The sequence below is a fragment of the Thermogymnomonas acidicola JCM 13583 genome (assembly GCF_001316105.1).
Classification (GTDB): domain Archaea; phylum Thermoplasmatota; class Thermoplasmata; order Thermoplasmatales; family Thermoplasmataceae; genus Thermogymnomonas; species Thermogymnomonas acidicola.
This window is the reverse complement of sequence record NZ_BBCP01000004.1, coordinates 37,696-55,948: the sequence shown is the minus strand read 5'-3', so window position 1 is coordinate 55,948 and position 18,253 is coordinate 37,696. Positions and strand designations below refer to the sequence as shown.

General features: G+C 57.4%; 20 protein-coding genes, 1 tRNA gene and 4 pseudogenes. 14 read left to right on the top strand and 11 right to left on the bottom strand.

Going from position 1 to position 18,253, the window contains the following annotated elements; translation table 11 throughout:
• Nucleotides 1-58: 58 nt before the first annotated feature.
• Nucleotides 59-2,796: pseudogene (locus JCM13583_RS04405) on the top strand (DEAD/DEAH box helicase).
• Here JCM13583_RS04405 and JCM13583_RS04400 read toward each other — a convergent pair.
• Nucleotides 2,793-3,161: a heavy metal-binding domain-containing protein gene (locus JCM13583_RS04400; protein WP_075056836.1), complete on the bottom strand. Its 369-nt coding sequence runs from the start codon at nt 3,159-3,161 to the stop codon at nt 2,793-2,795. The pseudogene JCM13583_RS04405 and the gene JCM13583_RS04400 sit on opposite strands and share 4 nt — an antisense overlap.
• Before the next feature lie 307 nt (nt 3,162-3,468).
• Here JCM13583_RS04400 and JCM13583_RS04395 point away from each other — a divergent pair, with 307 nt between their 5' ends.
• The 3 genes and pseudogenes from JCM13583_RS04395 to rnz all read left to right on the top strand — a co-directional run bounded on the left by JCM13583_RS04395 (nt 3,469) and on the right by rnz (nt 5,172).
• The gene (locus tag JCM13583_RS04395) at nt 3,469-3,699 is read left to right on the top strand and encodes a hypothetical protein (RefSeq protein WP_162509384.1); all 231 of its coding nucleotides are present in this window, start codon (nt 3,469-3,471) and stop codon (nt 3,697-3,699) included.
• Nucleotides 3,700-3,811: 112 nt separating this feature from the next.
• Nucleotides 3,812-4,201, top strand: coding sequence for a hypothetical protein (locus tag JCM13583_RS04390; RefSeq protein WP_075056834.1), 390 nt, complete (start codon nt 3,812-3,814; stop codon nt 4,199-4,201).
• A gap of 42 nt (nt 4,202-4,243) precedes the next feature.
• Nucleotides 4,244-5,172 (top strand): annotated as a pseudogene (gene rnz, locus JCM13583_RS04385) (ribonuclease Z).
• On the opposite strand, the pseudogene JCM13583_RS04380 reads toward rnz, so the two are convergent.
• The 3 genes and pseudogenes from JCM13583_RS04380 to JCM13583_RS04370 all read right to left on the bottom strand — a co-directional run bounded on the left by JCM13583_RS04380 (nt 5,173) and on the right by JCM13583_RS04370 (nt 7,019).
• A pseudogene (locus JCM13583_RS04380) lies at nt 5,173-5,614 on the bottom strand (dCTP deaminase).
• Nucleotides 5,615-5,679: 65 nt separating this feature from the next.
• Nucleotides 5,680-6,084, bottom strand: a complete 405-nt coding sequence (locus JCM13583_RS04375; protein ID WP_075056833.1) for a hypothetical protein — start codon at nt 6,082-6,084, stop codon at nt 5,680-5,682.
• A gap of 83 nt (nt 6,085-6,167) precedes the next feature.
• Nucleotides 6,168-7,019, bottom strand: coding sequence for a cytosine permease (locus JCM13583_RS04370; protein ID WP_075056832.1), 852 nt, complete (start codon nt 7,017-7,019; stop codon nt 6,168-6,170).
• A gap of 10 nt (nt 7,020-7,029) precedes the next feature.
• On the opposite strand from JCM13583_RS04370, the gene JCM13583_RS04365 reads away from it, so the two are divergent.
• The 5 genes from JCM13583_RS04365 (at nt 7,030) to JCM13583_RS12125 (ending at nt 8,926) form a co-directional block, all read left to right on the top strand.
• Nucleotides 7,030-7,479: an SMC-Scp complex subunit ScpB gene (locus tag JCM13583_RS04365; RefSeq protein WP_162509382.1), complete on the top strand. Its 450-nt coding sequence runs from the start codon at nt 7,030-7,032 to the stop codon at nt 7,477-7,479.
• Complete coding sequence (locus tag JCM13583_RS13820) at nt 7,440-7,604, top strand: hypothetical protein (protein ID WP_171823435.1); 165 nt, start codon at nt 7,440-7,442, stop codon at nt 7,602-7,604. The genes JCM13583_RS04365 and JCM13583_RS13820 overlap by 40 nt, the downstream gene beginning before the upstream one ends.
• On the top strand, nt 7,594-7,950 hold the full coding sequence (locus JCM13583_RS12135) for a hypothetical protein (RefSeq protein ID WP_162509381.1): 357 nt from the start codon (nt 7,594-7,596) through the stop codon (nt 7,948-7,950). The genes JCM13583_RS13820 and JCM13583_RS12135 overlap by 11 nt, the downstream gene beginning before the upstream one ends.
• Before the next feature lie 147 nt (nt 7,951-8,097).
• Nucleotides 8,098-8,484 carry a hypothetical protein gene (locus JCM13583_RS12130; protein ID WP_162509380.1) on the top strand — a complete coding sequence of 129 codons (387 nt, stop codon included), beginning with the start codon at nt 8,098-8,100 and terminating at the stop codon, nt 8,482-8,484.
• Nucleotides 8,432-8,926: a hypothetical protein gene (locus JCM13583_RS12125; protein WP_171823434.1), complete on the top strand. Its 495-nt coding sequence runs from the start codon at nt 8,432-8,434 to the stop codon at nt 8,924-8,926. The genes JCM13583_RS12130 and JCM13583_RS12125 overlap by 53 nt, the downstream gene beginning before the upstream one ends.
• On the opposite strand, the gene JCM13583_RS04355 is transcribed toward JCM13583_RS12125, so the two are convergent.
• From JCM13583_RS04355 to JCM13583_RS04325, 7 genes and pseudogenes are all read right to left on the bottom strand, one after another.
• A complete protein-coding gene (locus JCM13583_RS04355) occupies nt 8,867-9,808 on the bottom strand; it encodes a hypothetical protein (RefSeq protein ID WP_075056830.1) in 942 nt (313 codons plus the stop codon). The genes JCM13583_RS12125 and JCM13583_RS04355 overlap by 60 nt on opposite strands.
• A gap of 71 nt (nt 9,809-9,879) precedes the next feature.
• Complete coding sequence (locus tag JCM13583_RS04350; protein ID WP_075056829.1) at nt 9,880-10,236, bottom strand: ferrochelatase; 357 nt, start codon at nt 10,234-10,236, stop codon at nt 9,880-9,882.
• A gap of 147 nt (nt 10,237-10,383) precedes the next feature.
• A complete protein-coding gene (locus JCM13583_RS04345) occupies nt 10,384-10,695 on the bottom strand; it encodes a ferrochelatase (protein WP_075056828.1) in 312 nt (103 codons plus the stop codon).
• A complete protein-coding gene (locus tag JCM13583_RS04340; RefSeq protein WP_075056827.1) occupies nt 10,692-11,327 on the bottom strand; it encodes a hypothetical protein in 636 nt (211 codons plus the stop codon). The genes JCM13583_RS04345 and JCM13583_RS04340 overlap by 4 nt, the downstream gene beginning before the upstream one ends.
• A gap of 43 nt (nt 11,328-11,370) precedes the next feature.
• The gene (locus tag JCM13583_RS04335; RefSeq protein ID WP_171823433.1) at nt 11,371-11,703 is read right to left on the bottom strand and encodes a hypothetical protein; all 333 of its coding nucleotides are present in this window, start codon (nt 11,701-11,703) and stop codon (nt 11,371-11,373) included.
• 17 nt (nt 11,704-11,720) lie between these two features.
• A pseudogene (asnS, locus tag JCM13583_RS04330) lies at nt 11,721-13,032 on the bottom strand (asparagine--tRNA ligase).
• Between the two features lie 52 nt (nt 13,033-13,084).
• Nucleotides 13,085-13,612, bottom strand: coding sequence for a DUF309 domain-containing protein (locus JCM13583_RS04325; RefSeq protein WP_162509377.1), 528 nt, complete (start codon nt 13,610-13,612; stop codon nt 13,085-13,087).
• A gap of 88 nt (nt 13,613-13,700) precedes the next feature.
• Here JCM13583_RS04325 and htpX point away from each other — a divergent pair, with 88 nt between their 5' ends.
• The 5 genes from htpX (at nt 13,701) to JCM13583_RS04300 (ending at nt 18,049) form a co-directional block, all read left to right on the top strand.
• Nucleotides 13,701-14,663 carry a zinc metalloprotease HtpX gene (htpX, locus tag JCM13583_RS04320; RefSeq protein ID WP_075056824.1) on the top strand — a complete coding sequence of 321 codons (963 nt, stop codon included), beginning with the start codon at nt 13,701-13,703 and terminating at the stop codon, nt 14,661-14,663.
• A gap of 45 nt (nt 14,664-14,708) precedes the next feature.
• Nucleotides 14,709-14,780 (top strand) — tRNA-Cys (locus JCM13583_RS04315).
• Between the two features lie 849 nt (nt 14,781-15,629).
• Nucleotides 15,630-16,238, top strand: a complete 609-nt coding sequence (locus JCM13583_RS04310; protein ID WP_075056823.1) for a hypothetical protein — start codon at nt 15,630-15,632, stop codon at nt 16,236-16,238.
• On the top strand, nt 16,208-16,636 hold the full coding sequence (locus JCM13583_RS04305) for a hypothetical protein (RefSeq protein ID WP_075056822.1): 429 nt from the start codon (nt 16,208-16,210) through the stop codon (nt 16,634-16,636). Before JCM13583_RS04310 ends, JCM13583_RS04305 begins: the two co-directional genes overlap by 31 nt.
• Nucleotides 16,637-17,860: 1,224 nt before the next feature.
• The gene (locus tag JCM13583_RS04300) at nt 17,861-18,049 is read left to right on the top strand and encodes a hypothetical protein (RefSeq protein WP_075056821.1); all 189 of its coding nucleotides are present in this window, start codon (nt 17,861-17,863) and stop codon (nt 18,047-18,049) included.
• Nucleotides 18,050-18,253 lie beyond the last annotated feature (204 nt).

Below are 18,253 nucleotides of genomic sequence, written 5' to 3'. Positions count from 1 at the left end.
ACCTTCATGGTGAACGCGAAAGGTGTTCGATTAGAAAAAATGTATACTTTTTGAGGTTTTGGTGGCCTTGATATCCATCGATTCGAGGATCCTCGAGACACTGGCAAGGAGGGGGGGCATAAGCGAGCTGACGGAGCTTCAGAGGGATGTTTTCCCTGTTATACTCTCCGGCGAGAACGCCCTCATCCTCTCGCCCACAGGATCTGGAAAGACCGAGGCCGCCCTTGTGCCTGTGCTGCAGAGGATCCTGGAGCAACCGGGAGAACCGGTGCAAGTCATATACGTGACGCCCCTGAGGGCACTGAACAGGGACCTCATGCAGAGGATAACGGGCTATGCAACAGACCTGGGCCTCAGGGTGCAGGTGAGGCACAGCGACATAACAGAGGCTGACAGGCGGGAGATAGCCAGGAACCGGCGGACATCCTGATCACCACTCCGGAATCGCTTCAGATAATGCTGTCCAGCAGGGGGGGCCTGAGGGAGATCGTTTCCAGGGTGAGGTGTCTCATTGTCGATGAACTGCACGAGATGGCCCAGAACGAGAGGGGGGGCGCTCAGTTCGCCCTGGTCATGGAGAGGCTCAGAGAGGTGGCAGGTGACTACCAGAGGATCGGCCTCTCGGCCACAGTGGGCAACCCTGGAGATCTCGCCCATTACCTGGACCCGGTCAGGGGGGGTGCCCGGATTGTCCAGAGCCCGGTATCGAAGAGGCTGGACATAAGGGCCATCGTTCCGCCGAAGGCCCCCCAGGGAGGTCGCGGAGAAGATGGGCTGCGACGAGCAGTATGCAGGCGCAATCCTCCTCATCTGGGAGCTGATCGAGAAGCACAGGGGCACCCTGGTGTTCACGAACACAAGGAGCGTGGCCGAGGACATGGCCTTCAGGCTGCGCCTGCTCCTGGGCGACCCGCCTGTATCTGTCCACCACGGGTCGCTCTCAAGGGAGTCAAGGGAGAGAGCGGAGCAGGACTTCAAGGAGGGCAGGCTCAAAGCCCTGATATGCACCTCTTCCCTGGAGCTCGGGATAGACATAGGCACCGCGGACCTTGTGCTGCAGTTCAACTCGCCCAGGCAGATAAACAAGCTCGTCCAGAGGGTTGGGAGGTCAGGGCACTGGATAACCAGGGTATCTAAAGGCTACGTTGTCTGTTCCGACGTGGTGGAACTGGAGGAGGCAGCCGCCATAATAGGGTACGCCTTCACCGGCCACACGGAGGACATAAGGATCATGGAGAACTCGATGGCCACGCTGGCCAACCAGCTCATATCGGAGATCAGGGTGCTCGGGCGCGACCACTGGACACACCTCTTCTCACTCTTCAGGAGGGCGTACCCGTTCAGGAACATGACCGAGGAGCAATTCCTGGATGTTGTGAAATTCCTCTCCTCCACGGGCAAGCTGAGGTTCGACGGTGAGTCCGTCTCGAGGGGGGGCAGGGGGGGAAACCTCACCTACTTCATAGAGAACATCAGCATGATACCCAGCGAGAAGAACTACAGGGTAATCGACATAGGGTCCAACAGGTTCGTTGGCACACTTGACGAGAGGTATGTGGTGAGCGAGATCGAGCCCGGGACATACTTCGTCATGCGCGGCGAGACATGGAGGACCGTGAGGGTCGACGAAGACCGCATACTTGTGGAGAGGTTCCCCCACCGCCGCGCTTGCACCCAAGTGGTCCGGGGGGGAAGACATACCTGTGCTCCCTGACGTTGTCAGGAGGGTTTCGGAGAACAGGAAGGCAAGGCACATAGAGGACGCTGTGGACCCGGAATCGAGGCAGCGCCTCGAGGAATGGTATTCCGGCAGCCTGGCCACCCTGGACGAGGTACTCATAGAGGTCAGGGGGGGCCCGGAGATCATAGTGCAGGTGCTCCTCGGGACCAGGGGGAAACTTTGCCCTGGCCGAGATCCTGTCCAGCATCTTCACGCAGGTCACCGGTGAGAGTGTGGAGATGGACTACTCGCCATACCACATCTACTTCCGTGTGTCCAGGAGGTTCAGGCCGGAGGACGTGGAGAGGGTGATCAGGTCGGTGGAGCCAGAGAACGTTGAGGCCCACGTGAGGTCAGTGGCCAGGCGCTCGAGGTTCTTCTCCAGTGTCTTCCTCTACGAGGCCAGGAAGTTCGGCGTGATCTCGCGGGATGCCGACATAAGCAGGGTGAGGCTGGAGAAGATCATAGAGGCCTACCTGGACACGCCACTCTATACCGACTCGGTGAGAAAACTCGTGCACGACTACATGGACATGCCGGCCTCATGGCTTCATACAGGGCCTCAGGTCAGGCCGGATCAGGGTCAGGCATGTCAGTGGGCCGCAGGCTCGTCGGACGTCTTCCTCTCCCACTACATGGAGAGGGTTGCGCCGCTCAAGCCCACAAGGGCAATCCTGGAGACTGTGAAGAACAGGCTCCTGAACGAGGAGATGAGGCTCGTCTGCACCGTGTGCGGCAACGTGAGGACCGTGAAAGTGAGGGACGTGAAATCCGTCAGGTGCCCCTCCTGCGGCAGCTCCCTGGTCGCCGCCCTCTCGCCATTCGAGGCGGAGAACGGGTACAGGGACTTCTCGAAGTTAAGTGAGAGGGAGAGGAGGAGGCTCGTGAAGAACGCGCACATAGTGCGCGAGAGGGGGGGCACGGATGCACTCATCGTTCTGGCAGCCAGGGGGGGAATAGGCCCTGAGACCGCATCAAGGCTCCTTGAGGTTACCTACGCATCGGAGGAGGACCTCCTCCGCGCCATCCTGAACGCCGAGGTGGACTACGCCCGCAACAGGCGCTTCTGGGACTAGTCCAGCTTCACGTAGGTTGCGTCGCTGGAGCCGTCCTCCACTACAACTGCAGTCCCGTATGCAACTATTTCCGTCATGACCTGCGCTATATCGGAGGAATCGAAGCGCAGCGATATCACCGCATTCGCGCCCATCGAAGACGCTCTGTCCATGAGCCTCTGCACAGCGACGCTCCTGGCATCGTTTAGCATCTTCACGTACTCGTTTATCTCCCCCCCGCCAGCCAGGCTCCTCAGGCTCGCCATAATGTTGCCGCCGAGCCCCCCCCTGCTCCTCACTGTTATGCCCCCCCAGACCGTGCCGATGACCTTGACGATCTTCTTGCCGGGCACGTAGTCGGAAGTGACAGCAGTTATCTCCGCCATGGCTGGCCCAATAGGGCAATTTATATTAAACTTTCTTTACATAATTCTTGAAAGATCTTATGTGTGATACTCCTCTTTTACCTTACTGAAATATACAGGAAGGAAGTGTCATTCTGCTCCTTAGAGCCGGGCTCACCGTTCTTGTTCTTGTAACTATACTTCTTACTTCGGGAGTTGCAATAAATCCCTATTTTCACCCGGCCAATGCAGTAACGCCCCCTGAATATTACGACCTGACCCGTGCAGACAATGGTTTTTTGTTACAGTAATCCCACCATGCCTGACCAGACAGACCACGGATATGGGTGTGGCTATGAATTTCCCCCCCACAGGCGCACCCGTTAACGTATCCGGTCTGATCCAGGTCAAAGGCCTTGCAAACCTGATCTATCACACCATTGAGGAGTATGAGATAAAACCAACAAATGATGTTTCGGGTATCATAGACTTCAACGATGTGCCACCTGGCTCAACAATTAACAACCTAGTAGAATATTCATTGATGCACCTGCGGACAGGTGACAAGTCTGGCAATTGACCCAATCTGAAACTATTTTTATTATTTTTATTTCTGCATCGCAATATCAGGGGGGGAGAAGCATCACACACCTGAAAAAGTTTATTGCCTTCCATTGCCCTGATCGCATGAGATGCGGGAGCCCAGGATACTCAAGGTTCTTGAGAAGTACAGGGCCAAGAACTTAAGGGTGCCTATCATTGTTGAGGGCAGGAACGACGTGAACATGCTGAGGCGCCTCGACTTCAGGGGAGAGATAATAACCATGAACAGCGGCAACAGCCTGGTGGCCTTCACAGAGGAGGTCGCCAAGGAGTTCAGGGAGGTCATAATCCTCACCGACTTTGACAGGAGGGGGGGGAGGCAGATGAGGGTTGAGTTCGAGAGGCTATTCGTGAGCCTGGGCGTGCACGCGGACACGTACCTGTGGGAGTTCCTGTACAGGAGCGGGGGGGGCATTAGGAGCGTTGAGGAGCTGGGCTACGCACAGGAGAAGGCAAAGCAGAGGCTGCTGCAGCAGTAGGAACGCAACCTATTTTACCGCCCCCCCGCCGATCTGTGTGGGATGGCTTCGAACATCAGGATCACCTTCTTCGGTACCGGCGGGTCGTGGCCCACGCCCGGGAGGGGGTATGCCGTCCATAGGCCTCCAGATAGACGAGGTGTTCAACCTCCTGGACTGCGGGGAGGGCACGCAGAAGCAGATAATGAAGAGCAAGCTCTCCTTCATGAGGATAAGGAACGTCTTCATAACGCACTTCCACGGTGACCACTTCCTGGGCCTCCTGGGCCTGGTGCAGAGCATGTCGTTCAACGGCAGGGAGGAACCGCTGGACATATACGGCCCTGCTGGGGGGGCCATTGGCATACTCTCCAACGCACTGAATGTGGGCTACTACACCTTGGGCTTCCAGGTCAGGATACACGAGCTCAGGGCCGGTGAGGCCTATGACCTTGGAAAGTTCGTTGTGAGGACGCACAGGAACGACCACCCCGTGCCTGCACTGGCCTACTCCTTCGAGGAGAAGGACATGGTGAGGATAGACAGGGAGAAGGCCGAGAAACTCAGGATACCTTCACGCCTCCTGGAGAGGCTCAGGGAGCAGGGCTCAATCGAATACGGGGGGGCAAGGTCTACACAATCGAGGACGTGAAGGGCGGCATAAGGAAGGGGGGAGGAAGGTGGTCTACACGGGTGACACGAGGCCCATGGCAGACATGGCTGAATTCGCCAGGGACGCAGATGTCCTCATACATGAGACGACGACAGATTCCTCGCTTGAGCCCAAGGTCAACGAGTATGGGCACAGCTCCTCGAGGCAGGCCGCCGAGATCGCCAGGGACGCGGGAGTGAGGAGGTTCTTCCTGTTCCACTACAGCCCCCCCAGGGTATCGGACCTCGGTGCCTTGGAATCGGAGGCCACGGGGGGGATATTCCCGGAGAGCTACCTGAGCAGGGAGCTCATGGAGTACGATGTGCCCGTGAGGAGGTGATCAGAGCCTGCTCTCGACCACTCCCCTGCTGCCCTGGTAGTTCCCGCTCCTCTCACCGTAGGCCCTGTCCGGCGGCCTCTCCATTCTGATTATGACCATCTGGGCCACCCTTTCGCCCCTCCTGATCCTTATGCTCTCCTGCCCGGCGTTGAAGAAGGATAGTGTGAGGTTTCCCCTGAAGCCCGAATCGATGAAGCCGAAGGAGCCGATGACGCCCTTCCTGGCGAAGCTGGACCTTATCCAGATCTCCGCGCAGTAGCCCTCAGGTATGTAGATGTATTCAAGCGTCGAGACCAGGAAGTGGCCCATAGGCGCCACCTCCGCCTCATCTGCCTCTCTCCCCCCCGGCCTTCACAGACCCGACCGTGAGGTCGTAGCCGTTGGGTGTCAGGTTTCCCTCCCTGAACCCCCCCTCGATCACGATCATTCCGTTCCTCGCCATCTCCTGGATCTGGCCGTCAGATATCACTGCCACGCACCTCTAACCCACATGCTCATATTATGCTTTCACTTGGCAGCGCTGTATTCCGTAGAATTGCGGTACCTGGCCATGGTGAAGTAATAGAGCAGTGCGGCGATGACGAAGGACACGTAGTAGCTTATATCAACACCGCCCAGCACCCTGGACACCGGGCCCTCGAACAGCACGCCCGGGTCCATGAAGGGCACGGAGACCGCTATGGCCAGTATGTAGGAGAGCACGGCCCACCTGTTCACCGGAAGGTTGGACATGTCCCTTCCGACCCTGGTGAAGCTGTGCACTATCATTATTGCAAGCCAGGGCGTTATCCAGTAGTCAAGGAGCAGGAGGAAAGACTCGTAGAACTGGTAAAACACGGCAAAGCCCACCACGGAGAGGGCAAAGGTCACAGCGCTCGCGATGGCCACGAGGTAGGAGCGCCTGACCTTCATCCCCCAGGGAGCGCAGGGAGAGGGTGTTGGAGTAGAGGTTTATGGAGTTTGCCGAGAGACCGCCGAGGAAGATGGCCACCAGCCTATGGCAGCGTAGGGCCCAGTACCTTGCAAGGTCCAGCACCGGGTTGCCCGAAGCGTCGCTGGATGCTATGGCCACAAGCATACCCACGCACTCCATCCAGAACGATGCGACCACGGACCCGAGGAATGACCACAGGAACACTCCGGAGCGCCCACTCTCCTCCCTCATGTTCCTGGAATAGTCTGAGGCGTACGGCCCCCAGGACATTATGTATGAGAAGGACGAGGCAAGGGTGACGCCGAACGCCACAGCCTGGTTGCCCGAGGCGTGGTAACCGGAGATGAGGGGAGAGGTGATAGTGTGCAGGGTGATGAACACTGCAAGGGCCCCCCCGAGTACGAAGGACATGGCGAGCTCGAACAGGTGGATTGCCCTGTAACCCGAGAATGATATCAGGGCCACGACCACAATCACGACCGCAAGGGGGGGCACCTCGTAGGCCAGGGAAACGTGTGCGTAGTATATGGCATAAGAGGCCAGTATGGTGTTCACTGTGAGCCATCCCAGCGTGTTGAGCCACTGCAGGCCTGACATGACTGCCCCCCCCAAGCCTGCCGAAGGCACCCTTAGCCTGCTCCATCTGCGCCACTCCTGTCCTTGAGCCCGTAACGCTCATGATGCCTAGGAGGGCACCTCCCAGCAGTGTGCCCATGAGGAATGATGCAATGGAAAGGCTGATGGAGAGGCCCATGGTAATGGGTATGAAGCCCAGGGCGAAGTCGCCTATGGTCACGTTCGAGGCGAACCATATGTAAAAGAGGGCAGTGGAATTTCCCCCCCACGTGCAGTCTCGCTCTCTCCAGCATTCAGTGAGTGTGGCCGGGAGCTGTTCCCGAACATGTGTTCGCACCTGACATCGTATCGGCAAGACATATATTAAGGGATCGTGCAAACGTACATTTCCGCAGCACTGGCTGGGTAAATTAAATCTATCCCGGGCGCCTAACTGGCCTGATGGACCTCATCAGGAGCTGGAGGCCCTGCTCTTCGCCACTAGGCAGCCCCTCAGCGTGTCCGACCTCTCCTCCCTCGTGGGCGAGGAGGAGGGTGCTGTGAGGAAGGCGCTGAGGCAGCTCGTCAAACAGTACTCAGGCGACGGCACCGCCATGGAGATAAGGAGGATAGGGCACAGGTACAGGATGGCCCTGAAGAGCGAGTACGTGGAGCTAGCAATGCCCGTTGCCGAGGCCGAGATGAGCAGGAGCGAGATAGATGCGCTGGCCTACATAGCCAAGCACCGGGCTGCTTCAGGGGGGGCGAGCTCAGGTACGTGGTGGGCAGCGATTACAAGTCTGTGCTCCAGTCCCTGAAGAAGAAGGGCCTCATATACACACGCAGGTACAGGAACAGCGAGAGGGTGAGGCTAACCAAAGCCTTCTATGAGAGGTTCGAGATAAAGGAGCAGCAGGGTGAGGGGGGGAAGGATGTCAGTTAAGTTTCTCCTTGTTGGTGGCGGTGGGAGGGAGGACGCAATAGCCAGGAGGCTGGCGGAGGCCGGTGCCACCCTCTACGCCTTCATGAAGAACCGGAACCCATCAATAGCATCCCTGACGGCCGGTTTCAGGATAGGCGATGAGACGAGCGCACCTGAGGTCGTGAGGTACGCGAGGGAGGTGGGCGCGGAAGCAGCGTTCGCGAGCCCTGACCCCGTAATCGCAGCGGGAGTATCGGACGCACTGCAGGATGCGGGCATCAGGGTGGCCTCCCCATCCAGGCTGGCGGCAGAGATCGAGAGCTCGAAGGCCTACATGCGGGGGGGCTGCTCCAGAGGCACTCCATAGGTGGGTCAATAGAACACCATGTTCTCGCCTCAGAGGCAGAGGTCAGGGACCTTTTCAGGGACCTGGACTTCCCTGTGGCGGTGAAGCCCATCGGCCTGACTGGCGGAAAGGGAGTGAGGGTCGTGGGGGGGGAGCAGCTCCCCCGACATGAAGGCTGCCATGGAATACGCCCTGGAGGTTGTCACCAGGGACGGGAAGGTGCTCGTCGAGAGGAAGGTTGAGGGCGAGGAGTTCTCGCTGCAGGGCTTCTGCGACGGGAGCAGGATACACTTCATGCCGGTTGTGCAGGACTACAAGAGGGCATACGAGGGCGACAGGGGGGGGCCGAACACCGGTGGCATGGGCTCCATCTCCGACCGGGACCACGGCCTCCCCCTTCATCTCCGGCTCTGTGGAAAGGGCGAAGTCCATAATGAGGAGTGTTGTGAGGGCCATGGGGCAGGAGGGAAGGCCATTCAAAGGCATCATGTACGGGCAGTTCATGGAGACCTCAGGCGGCCCGGTGCTGATAGAGGTGAACGCCAGGTTCGGTGACCCGGAGGCCATGAACGTCCTGAAGGTCTTCGATGGCGACCTCCTCGACACTTTCCTGGCCATTGCGGACGGCTCCCTGCTGTCCCCGCCGCGTTTCCGGACGGAGGCCACGTGCCTCAAGTACATCGTCCCTGTGGGCTATGGGGGGGAGAAGCCCGAGCCGGGTACCCTCACCGTGGACAGGAGTGGCATGCCAGAGGACTTCGACATATACTACTCCGCAGTGTCCGGGACGCCTGAGAGGGTGGAGATGAGCACCAGCAGGTCCCTCGCTCTCATTGCCACAGCGGACAGCATACCTGAGGCATCGGACAAGGTGGAAAGAAACCTCTGGAGGGTGTCAGGCCGGTACTACGTGAGGCACGACATAGGCACAAAGGCGCTAATCGAGGGAAAGAGCAGGCGCATGGCCCAGGTCAAGGGTACCGGCAACCCTGGGTGACATGTTTGGGTGCCCGAAGAGTACTTTCCTCTTCACCACAGCGATCTCCCTGTCGAGCCTCACCGAGCCACTGAAGAAACCCCTCTGGTACTGCATGCTCTCCATGGCAAAGACCTCCTGTCCGTCCCTCAGCCTCTCCCTTACGGCAGGGTGGTACCTGATATCACTGAATTCGACCGCATACTCAACATCACCCTCCGTGAGGAGCGCACCCCCCCTCCTGAGTTCCTCAGTCTCTATGTTCTTGAGTGCCACGCCCACCCTGGTGCCCGGGGGCACCTCCTCCTGGTCAATGTCGTGCACCTGTATTGACCTGACCTGCACCTCCCTCTTGACGTGGGAGACCTTCAGCCTCTGGTGCCTCCTCAGCGTGCCGCGGAGCACGAAGCCAAGAGCCACAGTTCCAACGCTCCTGACCGTGAAGAAGTGGTCTACTATGACTGTGGTCGGCCCCTCAGGTTTTGGGGGGGACTTCATCTCCAGGACCTGCGCCTGCACCTCCATCGGGCTTCCCTGGAGTACTGACGAGACCTTCAGGCCTGCAGCCCTGGCATAGTTCCTGAAGGTATCCATGTCGGACCCATCCGGGGCATAGACGAGTGCGGGCTTGCCCGAGAGGGATGCTGCGACCATGACCTCCGCCATGTTCCTGTCCGGCTTCACCGCGGGGGGGAGGAGGACGAAGTCCGCAGGGTACATGGCATCTGTGAGGGACGACAGCTTCTCCGGGTACCTGGTCGCTGTGAGGTACGTGACGATCCTCTCGCCCTCCTTCTTGCTCCAGATGCCTATATCGCTCTCCGTGTCCTTCTTGGCAACCTCCCTGATGTAGTCCTCCATGCCGTACGCGAACGCAGTTATTCCGGGTTCCATATCAATCACCGCCAGTGGCCAGGGACCTCAGCAGCTCTATGAACGAATCCCTGTCGTCCGGTAATGGCGTCCTCTCATATCTAACTCCCCCCCTGGCGACCAGCTGCCGCCAAACTCGTAGTCCAGGTCGTAGAGGACCTCCAGGTGCGTGTAGACGAACCCGACCGGCACGGCCAGGACCTTCTCCCCCCCTCCCTGATGTCCCTGGTAACATCATAGACCGACGGCCGGAGCCACCTGTCCCCCCCGTACCTGCCTATGCTCTGGAAGCCCCCCCACAGGTACCTGTCGAGGCCGAGCATCTCCGATATTCTCTCCGCGCTCCTCCTGAAATGGCCCACATAGGCCTCCTCGCCGCTCTCCCTCAGCGGGAGCGAGTGGGCATCGTAGAGCACATGGGCACCGCCCACCAGGGGTCTCACAATTTCAGCCCACATGTCATAGAACCTATCACCTGCCCTGTCCAGGGCATCTATGAACTCGATCTGGCCATCGTAGCCGACTGCAGAGAGCGATGCTTTGAGGGGGCTCCAGATAAGACTCCTCCACGTTGTCTGATGGGAATGGGAAGAGCATGATGGCCCTTATGATCCCGGCCCCCCCCAGTCCCTGGCCTCCCTAACCGCGCTCTCTATTGACGGCCTCCAGTGCTTGAAGCCAAGCATGACCCTGAAATCGCCTTCCCTGGCCAGCCTAGCCTCGAGTTTCTGCCTCACGCTCTCTATGATCCTGTTGGACGGCGATACGCCGCCAGCCATGCGGTATTTTTCGACGTTCTCCTTCACTGCATACTCCGGCGGCTCGTGGCCATGGTATATGTCCCTGAGGTATTCCATTATGTCATCAGGGTTTGTGGGGGGGCTGCCGTATGCCATGAGTATTACCGCTTCCCTCATGCACCACCACCATGAACAGTTTCAGCAAGCGCCCTGAGCGTCTCCTCATCCGTGTCCGGCCTCACGCCGTGGCCCAGGTTGAATATGTATCCTGCCCTCCCCCCCTTCATCCTTTCCTTTATCTCCATGGCCTCCCTGATGCACTCCTCCCGGCTGGCAGAGACAACATAGGGATCAAGGTTGCCCTGTATGCCCCCCCTGTCCCTCAGCACGCTGGACGCCCTGGCCAGGTCAACCCGCCAGTCCAGGCTGTATATGTCAGCGTCAAGTTCCCTCAAGACCTCCAGGTAGCCGGAAGTGCCTGTGGAGAAGAAGATGACGGGCTTCCCAAGTTCCCTGACAGATGAGACGAAATCACGCAGTGCTTCGAGGTAAAAGTTTCTGATCGTGCTGGGTGAGAGTGCTCCGAGCCAGCTGTCAAAGACCTGCACGGCATCCACCCCCCCACCGGACACCTGCTCCCTCGCCGCCTGGAGGAGCGCCGCAGATATGTTCGAGATGGCCTCCATGAACTCCTCTCTCCTTGTTAGCATGAACTTCCTTGTTACCTCGAGTTCCCGGTCCGTCCCGGTGGACAGGACATATGATAGCACGGTCAGGGGGGGGCCACCGCAGAAGCCTATGACCGGCACATCGGGGGGGTCCCTCTTCCTGAACGCCTCAACGCTCCCCCCCTCAGGGGAAACACGTCTGGCCTGACCTCGACCTCCCTGCCCCCCCAGGGCACCGGGCCGGAGACCACTGGCCGATGCCCTCCTGGAATTCCACGTGCATGCCTATGTATTCCAGGGGCAGGGTTATGTCCGAGAACAGGATTGCGGCATCAACCCCCCCTAGCCTCTGGACAGGCGCTTCCATGACCTCAGAGACGACATCGGGCAGCATGCAGACCTGCCTTATCGTGTACCTCTTCCTGACGTCCCGGTAGGCCCGCATGTAGCGGCCGGCCTGCCGCATGAACCAGACCGGTATGCCCTCGGTCTCCTCGAGCCTCAGGGCCCTGCGCATGTCCCGGTACGACATATTCAAGGCCTTGTGCGCCTCACGGTCCTGGGGTATGGTATGGCGTCCCTTATGTGATCGAGGCCCATGACCCACATGGCGAGCCTGTCCATGCCCAGCCCGAAGCCAGAGTGGGGGCACGCTGCCGTATCTTCTGAGGTCGATGTACCAGTAATAGTCCTCTGGCCTCAGGCCGTTCTCCTCCATGCGCTTAAGGAGCACATCGAGTTCCCATATCCTCTCCCCCCCACCGCCTATGATCTCCCCCCCGTAACCCTCAGGGGCGAGGAGGTCGTGGCATAGGACCTCTGACGGGTTCTCCGGGTCCGGCCTGTGGTAGAAGGCCTTCAGCGAAGCAGGATAGTGCGTTACGAACACTGGCCTGTCGAAGTGCACCGTTATGGCCCTCTCCTCATCCGCTCCAAGGTCATCTCCGTACTTCAGGCCCAGGCCCCCCCAGCCTGCGGCCATCTTCATGAGTTCCGCGTACCTGACCCTCGGGAACGGCTGTTTCACCTTCTCCAGCTTCGATACATCTCTCTTCAGTTCAGCGAGGTCATCACTGTTCTCCTCGAGGACCCTCTTCACTATATATACGATCATCCTCTCCTCGATGTCCATCATGCCGCTGTTGTCCACCCAGGCACACTCCGCCTCGCCGTGCCAGTACTCTGTGAGGTGCCTCCTGGTCCTGGACTTCTCCGCCCTGAAACTGGGCGCCAGCGTGAAGACGTTCTCCAGGCTGAAGATCATGGTCTCCAGGTAGAACTGCGAGCTCTGTGTGAGGTTCACCTCCTCATCGAAGAACGGCACCTTGAAGAGCGTTGAGCCCCCCCCTCAACTGCAGTCGATACCATCATGGGCGCCTGTACCTGGTAGAAGCCGTTCTCGTAGAAGAAGTCAGAATAGGCCCTGAATATCGTGGACCTTACCTTGAGGACAGAGGTCATCTCCCTGCTCCTGAGCCAGAGGTGCCTGTTGTCCAGGAGGAACTCCTCCCCCCCCTTGTCCCTTGTTATGGGGAAGTTCTCGTTCCTGTGGTAGAGGCGGAAGGACTCTGCGTCCATCTCGTATCCGGTCACGGCCCTCTCGTCCTTCCTCACCGTGCCGGTGAACTCGCAGCTGCTCTCCACTGTCATGCCCTCTATCTCTTTATACGTGTTCTCATCCAGCCTGTCTCCCCTGGCCAGGACCTGTATTATTCCTGTGGAGTCCCTCATGACGACGAACGTCAGTTTCCCGGTGCTCCTTATCCTGTAGACCCCAGCCCCCCCTTATGGTGAAACGCTTCCCCCCCACACTGTCATCGTTGAGCAACTCGGAGATGTGAGTCATTCCTGTTCCGATTGCAGGCATCTTAAATTACTTTTGTCTGCACTCAATGCACTCACTGGCCCGAAAGCACAAACCCGGCAATATCCTCCGGAAAGGTGAATGGGTACTCCATATCGATGAGCCTTGCCTCTGAGGTGAGGCCCAGACGCTCGGACAGCGCTTGGGCTCTCTTCAGCAGGCCCCCCCTGCACGCACTGTCCTGACCCATCTGGACCTTCACTCCCGCAGCGGCCACCAGGATTATGGCCTGCAGGGCATCCCGCCTCTTTCCCCCCCTTTCTTCACGCCACAGGCCCTCGAGAACGTTGTGCGCCTCCCAGTAGCGTTCCATTGAGAACAGGAACCTGGCGGAGGAGATGGCCTCCCGGATATCCGGGCCCTCCGTGTCAGCAACCCTGCCCTCCGAGAAGACGTAGCAGGAGGAGCAGCAAGCTGGGATGCTAGAAAGAGGGGGGGTGGGTATGGAGATATCGAGCTCAACGCATTCCCTGTGCCTCCTGACTATCGGCTTCCTGAGCATGCCAGGCACATCCGCTGGCACGGAAGAGCAGAACAAGATCGACCTGAACGCCACTCGCATGCGATCGTATGGAACCTTATATACTGTGCCACTGTAGCGGCGCACCGGTGCGTGATATGTTTAAATATCGACTTTCGATATCGGAAATATGGACCTTATCTCGGCAAAGCTCAGGCTGGGCAGTGTGGCCCTCGGGCTGGCCATATTCCTGCTGGCAGCCGCCATAGTGTACGGGATAGAGCAGTACATGGGCTACGGGATAGGTTTCCTCGCCCTCCTCATCTTCCTGCTTCCTGTCTTCATATTCATAGACATACTGCAGTGGCTCTTCGGGCCGTACATCATAGGTATGGCCTACCGCACACACAAACTGTCGCCGAGCGACCCGGAATACCAGATGCTCGATTCCGTGGTTACCAGGGTGGCCATATACAACAACATGAGGAAGCCTGACATATACATCGCGGAGGTGGACATGCCCAACGCCTTCGCCTACGGCTCTCCCATAGCGGGTAAGAGGGTTGCAGTGACCAGGGGGGGCCTCCTCAGGATACTGAACGAGAAGGAGATAGAGGCTGTCCTCGGGCACGAGATCGGGCACCTGAGGCACCACGATGTGGAGATGCTCCTGGCCATCGGCCTGATACCCACGCTCCTCTTCTACTTCGGTTACCTCCTCCTCTTCTCCGGGAGCAGGGAGAGGAACGCGGGCATAGTGCTGCTCTTCGCTATCATAGCCATAGTCCTCTCGTTCCTGTTCAGGTTCTTCATACTTGCTTTCAACAGGATGCGTGAGAGCTATGCTGACGCCAACTCTGCGCTCACAGTGCCGGGCGGCGCTGACAACCTGGAGACTGGCCTGGCCAAGATCGTTGCCGCATCCGGTACACACAGGCTCTTCAGGAGGAGGAACAGGAACACGAGCAGCAGCGTTGCGGAGATGCTCTTCATAAGCAACCCGGACCAGGGCGAAATCAAGGACTACAGGCAGCTCCTGGAGGAGTGGAAGACAATGAAGGTCTCGAGGTTCGCAGCGTTCTTCTCCGACCACCCGCACCCTGCGAAGAGGATACAGATGCTCGAACGCATCAAGCAGTCACAGGCCCAGTAAAGGACTCCTAAGTTTATTATAACCCCCCCAGATTATTCCTATCCCGGATAGGTGGCAGAGTGGCTATGCGTGGGACTGCAGATCCCATCTACTAGGGTTCGAATCCCTACCTATCCTTTACTAAAGATGGTGCAATAATTGTTATACTTCTGTGGTTATGCACGTATCAACCCCCCCGTTACAACACATAGAAAATTATTGAAAAACAAGGGGGGGGTTCAAAGGTGGTATGAGAATCTTAAGGTGAGATCCCAGGTGACTTCAGCATCTATCTTGGAAATTTTGGCCTATGGCTTGAGTACCCCCCCAACAGGGATCCAAAAACAATAATCACTTTAACAACGGGTAACTTTGAAGAGTTTAAGGGTGCAGTCCAGGATAAGATAAGGGAACTGGAGATAAGAAGGGACTATGGAGGCATCCATATCCACAAGTCTAAATGCAGTGAAAATGGCACACCTCTAGACTCAAAGCATGTTTTCTCCTTTCCGTGTCGGAAAGGTGTACCCAAAAAAGGGTGAATATTGGAGGAAAACTCAACTATGTTTTCATGGGGGGGCGTAGGACGCAAACTCCAGTAGAGATCTAGATGAAAGAGGAGGAACTTAGAAAAATACGGGAACGGACAGATCAAAAAAATGGAAGAACTTCTATGAAAACATACGGGACGGATCCCAGGATTCCGTCCCCCTAATGGGAAATGGAACAGCCTCTTGATCTTTCGCGGAGCCTTATTTTCCATATTTCCAAACACTTTCATTATAGGGTTCCAGATCTCGCACTTACCGATAATAAATGCGCATGGGGGGGAGATCATTTTTCCCACGCGACATGAGAAGTGCGAGAAATGGAACCATTGGGATCATATCCCAGGGAAGGAATTTACAGGGTTTGCTTGCGATATGATAGCGGTAGTATCATCGTCGGGTCGAAGGAATATTCATTCACTACTTCTCTGACTACACCGTGGTCACTGAGATCGCCCTGTTCATATCGTTCGTTGTGCTCGCAGCCTTTACGATCTGGAGCGAACTCCGCGGGGCTGCCCTGACGGCGGTCATGAAGGACGCGCTCATTCTGTCCTCTGTCGTGGTCGTTGTGATCGCGGTGCCGCTGTCCATACATGGCCGCTTCGCGACAGCCTTCTCCAGCGCAAACAGTTACCACGCGAGCAGTGGCCTCATGAAACTCGGTGTCGAGACCCTACCGCCCAAACTGATAAACGCCTGCATAAGCCCCCCCTTTGTACTAAGCGCACTAACACTCTACTTCTACCCACACGCAATAAACGGAGTCCTCTGTTCAAAGGATGTCAAGACTGTCCGTCTCAGCTCGGCAATTCTACCTATGTACGGTGTGTGCCTGTTCCTGCTCACCCTGTTCGGGGTCCTGATATTTGCGGTCCCGTCCGCACTGCACCTCTTCCTGTCGACTAAAAACGGTGCTCTGGTGGTTCCTGCCCTAATGTGGTACACAATGCCCTCGTGGTTTGTGGGGTTCACCCTGCTGGGCATATTCATAGGGGGCTCGTACCGACCGCTGTCATGGCAATATCCCAGTCAAACCTCCTTGTGAGGAACATAATAAAGGAGTTCAAGGAAGACCTGAAGCCAGAGACGGAGACCAGGATTGTGAAATGGACCTCCGTGGGGTTCAAGCTCCTGGCACTGGGCTTTGTGTTCGCCCTGGAGAGCAGTGACACCTATGCGATTGCACTCCGGCTACTCGGTGACATATTTATAGCACAGACACTTCACGCAACGCTCCTCGGCATGTACCAGAAGAGCCTGGACAAGAACGGGCCTCTGGCATGGTGGTTTGTTGGCATGGCCTCAGGCATATACCTAATACTCGTAGCCAACAAGTTCGGCGCACTCTCCACGTCACTTGGCAACACCCTGTCGGACTGCTCTATGTGGCCGCCTTATCACTGCTTATCAAACTGTTTGTCGTGTATGTATGGACATACATAGCACGCGCTGTGAAGAAGCCAGCAGAGACTATGCCATCCGAGGCGTGATAATACAATCACAACCATTTTTCATTTTTGTTCCGGATCCCCCCCTGGACCTGGTCTCACTCCCAATGCTACCAGAGGCAAGGGAAGACTGCACGGGATCGTGAAGGCATTCCTGTATCCGGACAGCGGGTCAGCCAGCGTGTGCTGGACATAGTACCGGTCGGAATTCAGGGAGCGATACGATCCGGTGGGGCCTGTTGCAGCAACTGGCCTTTTACCTGTACAGAACGCGGATGAACCATTCCCCCCCCATGGAACCCCCCCATGACCTGCTTTGTACACGCTTCCACATAGATAGAGAAAGACCGGGATTCGTGGCTGGCCTGTCCCACGGGGGGGCCTGCCGATTTTAGGCGCCGGGCTAGCGTAACCTGATCCTTCGGGCCGGGGGGGAACAGGAGGTACTATGGGTACATGTTATCTCTCGGCCATTTCTGAACATCCATCATGGTAGCTGCAATGACATGACAGATGTTGGGTGTGCAGCAGCGGTTGCCCATGCAAACGTGATGTCCTGACAGATCGGTCTGGCTGCGCAGCACACCCAGATCAGGGGGGGATGAAACCTTAACTCAACATTTCCCATGGCGGTCCATAAGTGATCATCCGGCATGCCCCCCACAGGCAATCGCTCCCCCGGTGGAATCTGTAAAAAGCTGGCCTGCCCGGATGCCACCCGGGCTGAATGGTTATTATGCGTGAATGCATAAAATCAAGCCGATGAGGGCCACCACGTTTGCCGTGGTAGTGGCGACCCTTGCTTGCTTAGCGTCTTTCCTGGCATACTAAGACACATCCTACCGCCCTATGGGCATAGGGGGGGTTTAACGCATACCCGGCCTGACAGGATAAGGGGGGGCTGAGAACATCACACTTAGTTTAACGGGAACACAGCGTCGTAGACCATCTCCAGGGCCACCAACCCCCCCACGTCGGTAAACCTTGGCCTCTACACAGAGAGCCACAGAAACCTGTCAACCCTGACGATCCTCTCTACGTACACAAAACAGGGCAAAGCACGGGATAGCCTTACACTTCTTTACCCTTCCAGATCAACGGTGCCTCCATGTCCAATATCGGAAACAACTCAACAGCAAAGGAGATACCGATAACGGTGGGCTGGTTGGGCCAGTAACAGAGGATCTGCATCTACGAATTCCAGCACACACTCACCGTTGTGAAGTCCGCGAAGTTCCTCACCATGATACTGAGGCCCAACATAGTCTACCTCAGGGAGTGGGAAAACGGTGAAGTCAGCATCACTCTCAGCCTTAACTTAACGAAGCTTGCCTATGTTGGCCTGGTCCCAGTAGACGAGAGGAACCAGCAGATTTCGTACAGCGTGAGCATGGAATTCCTCAGTTGAACTGGCTGGAGAGCTGTGTACGGCGATGCGCCTGGCTGTACCTGCCAGCGTGGCATATGTGCACCTAGTGCATCACTGGCCCACATGTTTCCAGAATGGTCAGGCCAACCCCGAGCATTACAGGGAACGTACGCACATCCTTCGGCGGAATGACAGCGTGCACTGAGGGTACACACCGCGTGCTTGGGCCACAGTCCAGCTGCA

Bases quoted from the DNA above. Each gene is read 5' to 3' on its own strand.
- JCM13583_RS04400 (WP_075056836.1), bottom strand. From the start codon at position 3,161: ATGGCGGAGATAACTGCTGTCACTTCCGACTACGTGCCCGGCAAGAAG.
- JCM13583_RS04390 (WP_075056834.1), top strand. From the start codon at position 3,812: ATGCGGGAGCCCAGGATACTCAAGGTTCTTGAGAAGTACAGGGCCAAG.
- JCM13583_RS04375 (WP_075056833.1), bottom strand. From the start codon at position 6,084: ATGAAGGTCAGGCGCTCCTACCTCGTGGCCATCGCGAGCGCTGTGACC.
- JCM13583_RS12135 (WP_162509381.1), top strand. From the start codon at position 7,594: ATGTCAGTTAAGTTTCTCCTTGTTGGTGGCGGTGGGAGGGAGGACGCA.
- JCM13583_RS12130 (WP_162509380.1), top strand. From the start codon at position 8,098: ATGAAGGCTGCCATGGAATACGCCCTGGAGGTTGTCACCAGGGACGGG.
- JCM13583_RS12125 (WP_171823434.1), top strand. From the start codon at position 8,432: ATGGAGACCTCAGGCGGCCCGGTGCTGATAGAGGTGAACGCCAGGTTC.
- JCM13583_RS04350 (WP_075056829.1), bottom strand. From the start codon at position 10,236: ATGTGGGCTGAAATTGTGAGACCCCTGGTGGGCGGTGCCCATGTGCTC.
- JCM13583_RS04345 (WP_075056828.1), bottom strand. From the start codon at position 10,695: ATGAGGGAAGCGGTAATACTCATGGCATACGGCAGCCCCCCCACAAAC.
- JCM13583_RS04335 (WP_171823433.1), bottom strand. From the start codon at position 11,703: ATGCGCAGGGCCCTGAGGCTCGAGGAGACCGAGGGCATACCGGTCTGG.
- JCM13583_RS04325 (WP_162509377.1), bottom strand. From the start codon at position 13,612: ATGCGAGTGGCGTTCAGGTCGATCTTGTTCTGCTCTTCCGTGCCAGCG.
- htpX (WP_075056824.1), top strand. From the start codon at position 13,701: ATGGACCTTATCTCGGCAAAGCTCAGGCTGGGCAGTGTGGCCCTCGGG.
- JCM13583_RS04305 (WP_075056822.1), top strand. From the start codon at position 16,208: ATGGCAATATCCCAGTCAAACCTCCTTGTGAGGAACATAATAAAGGAG.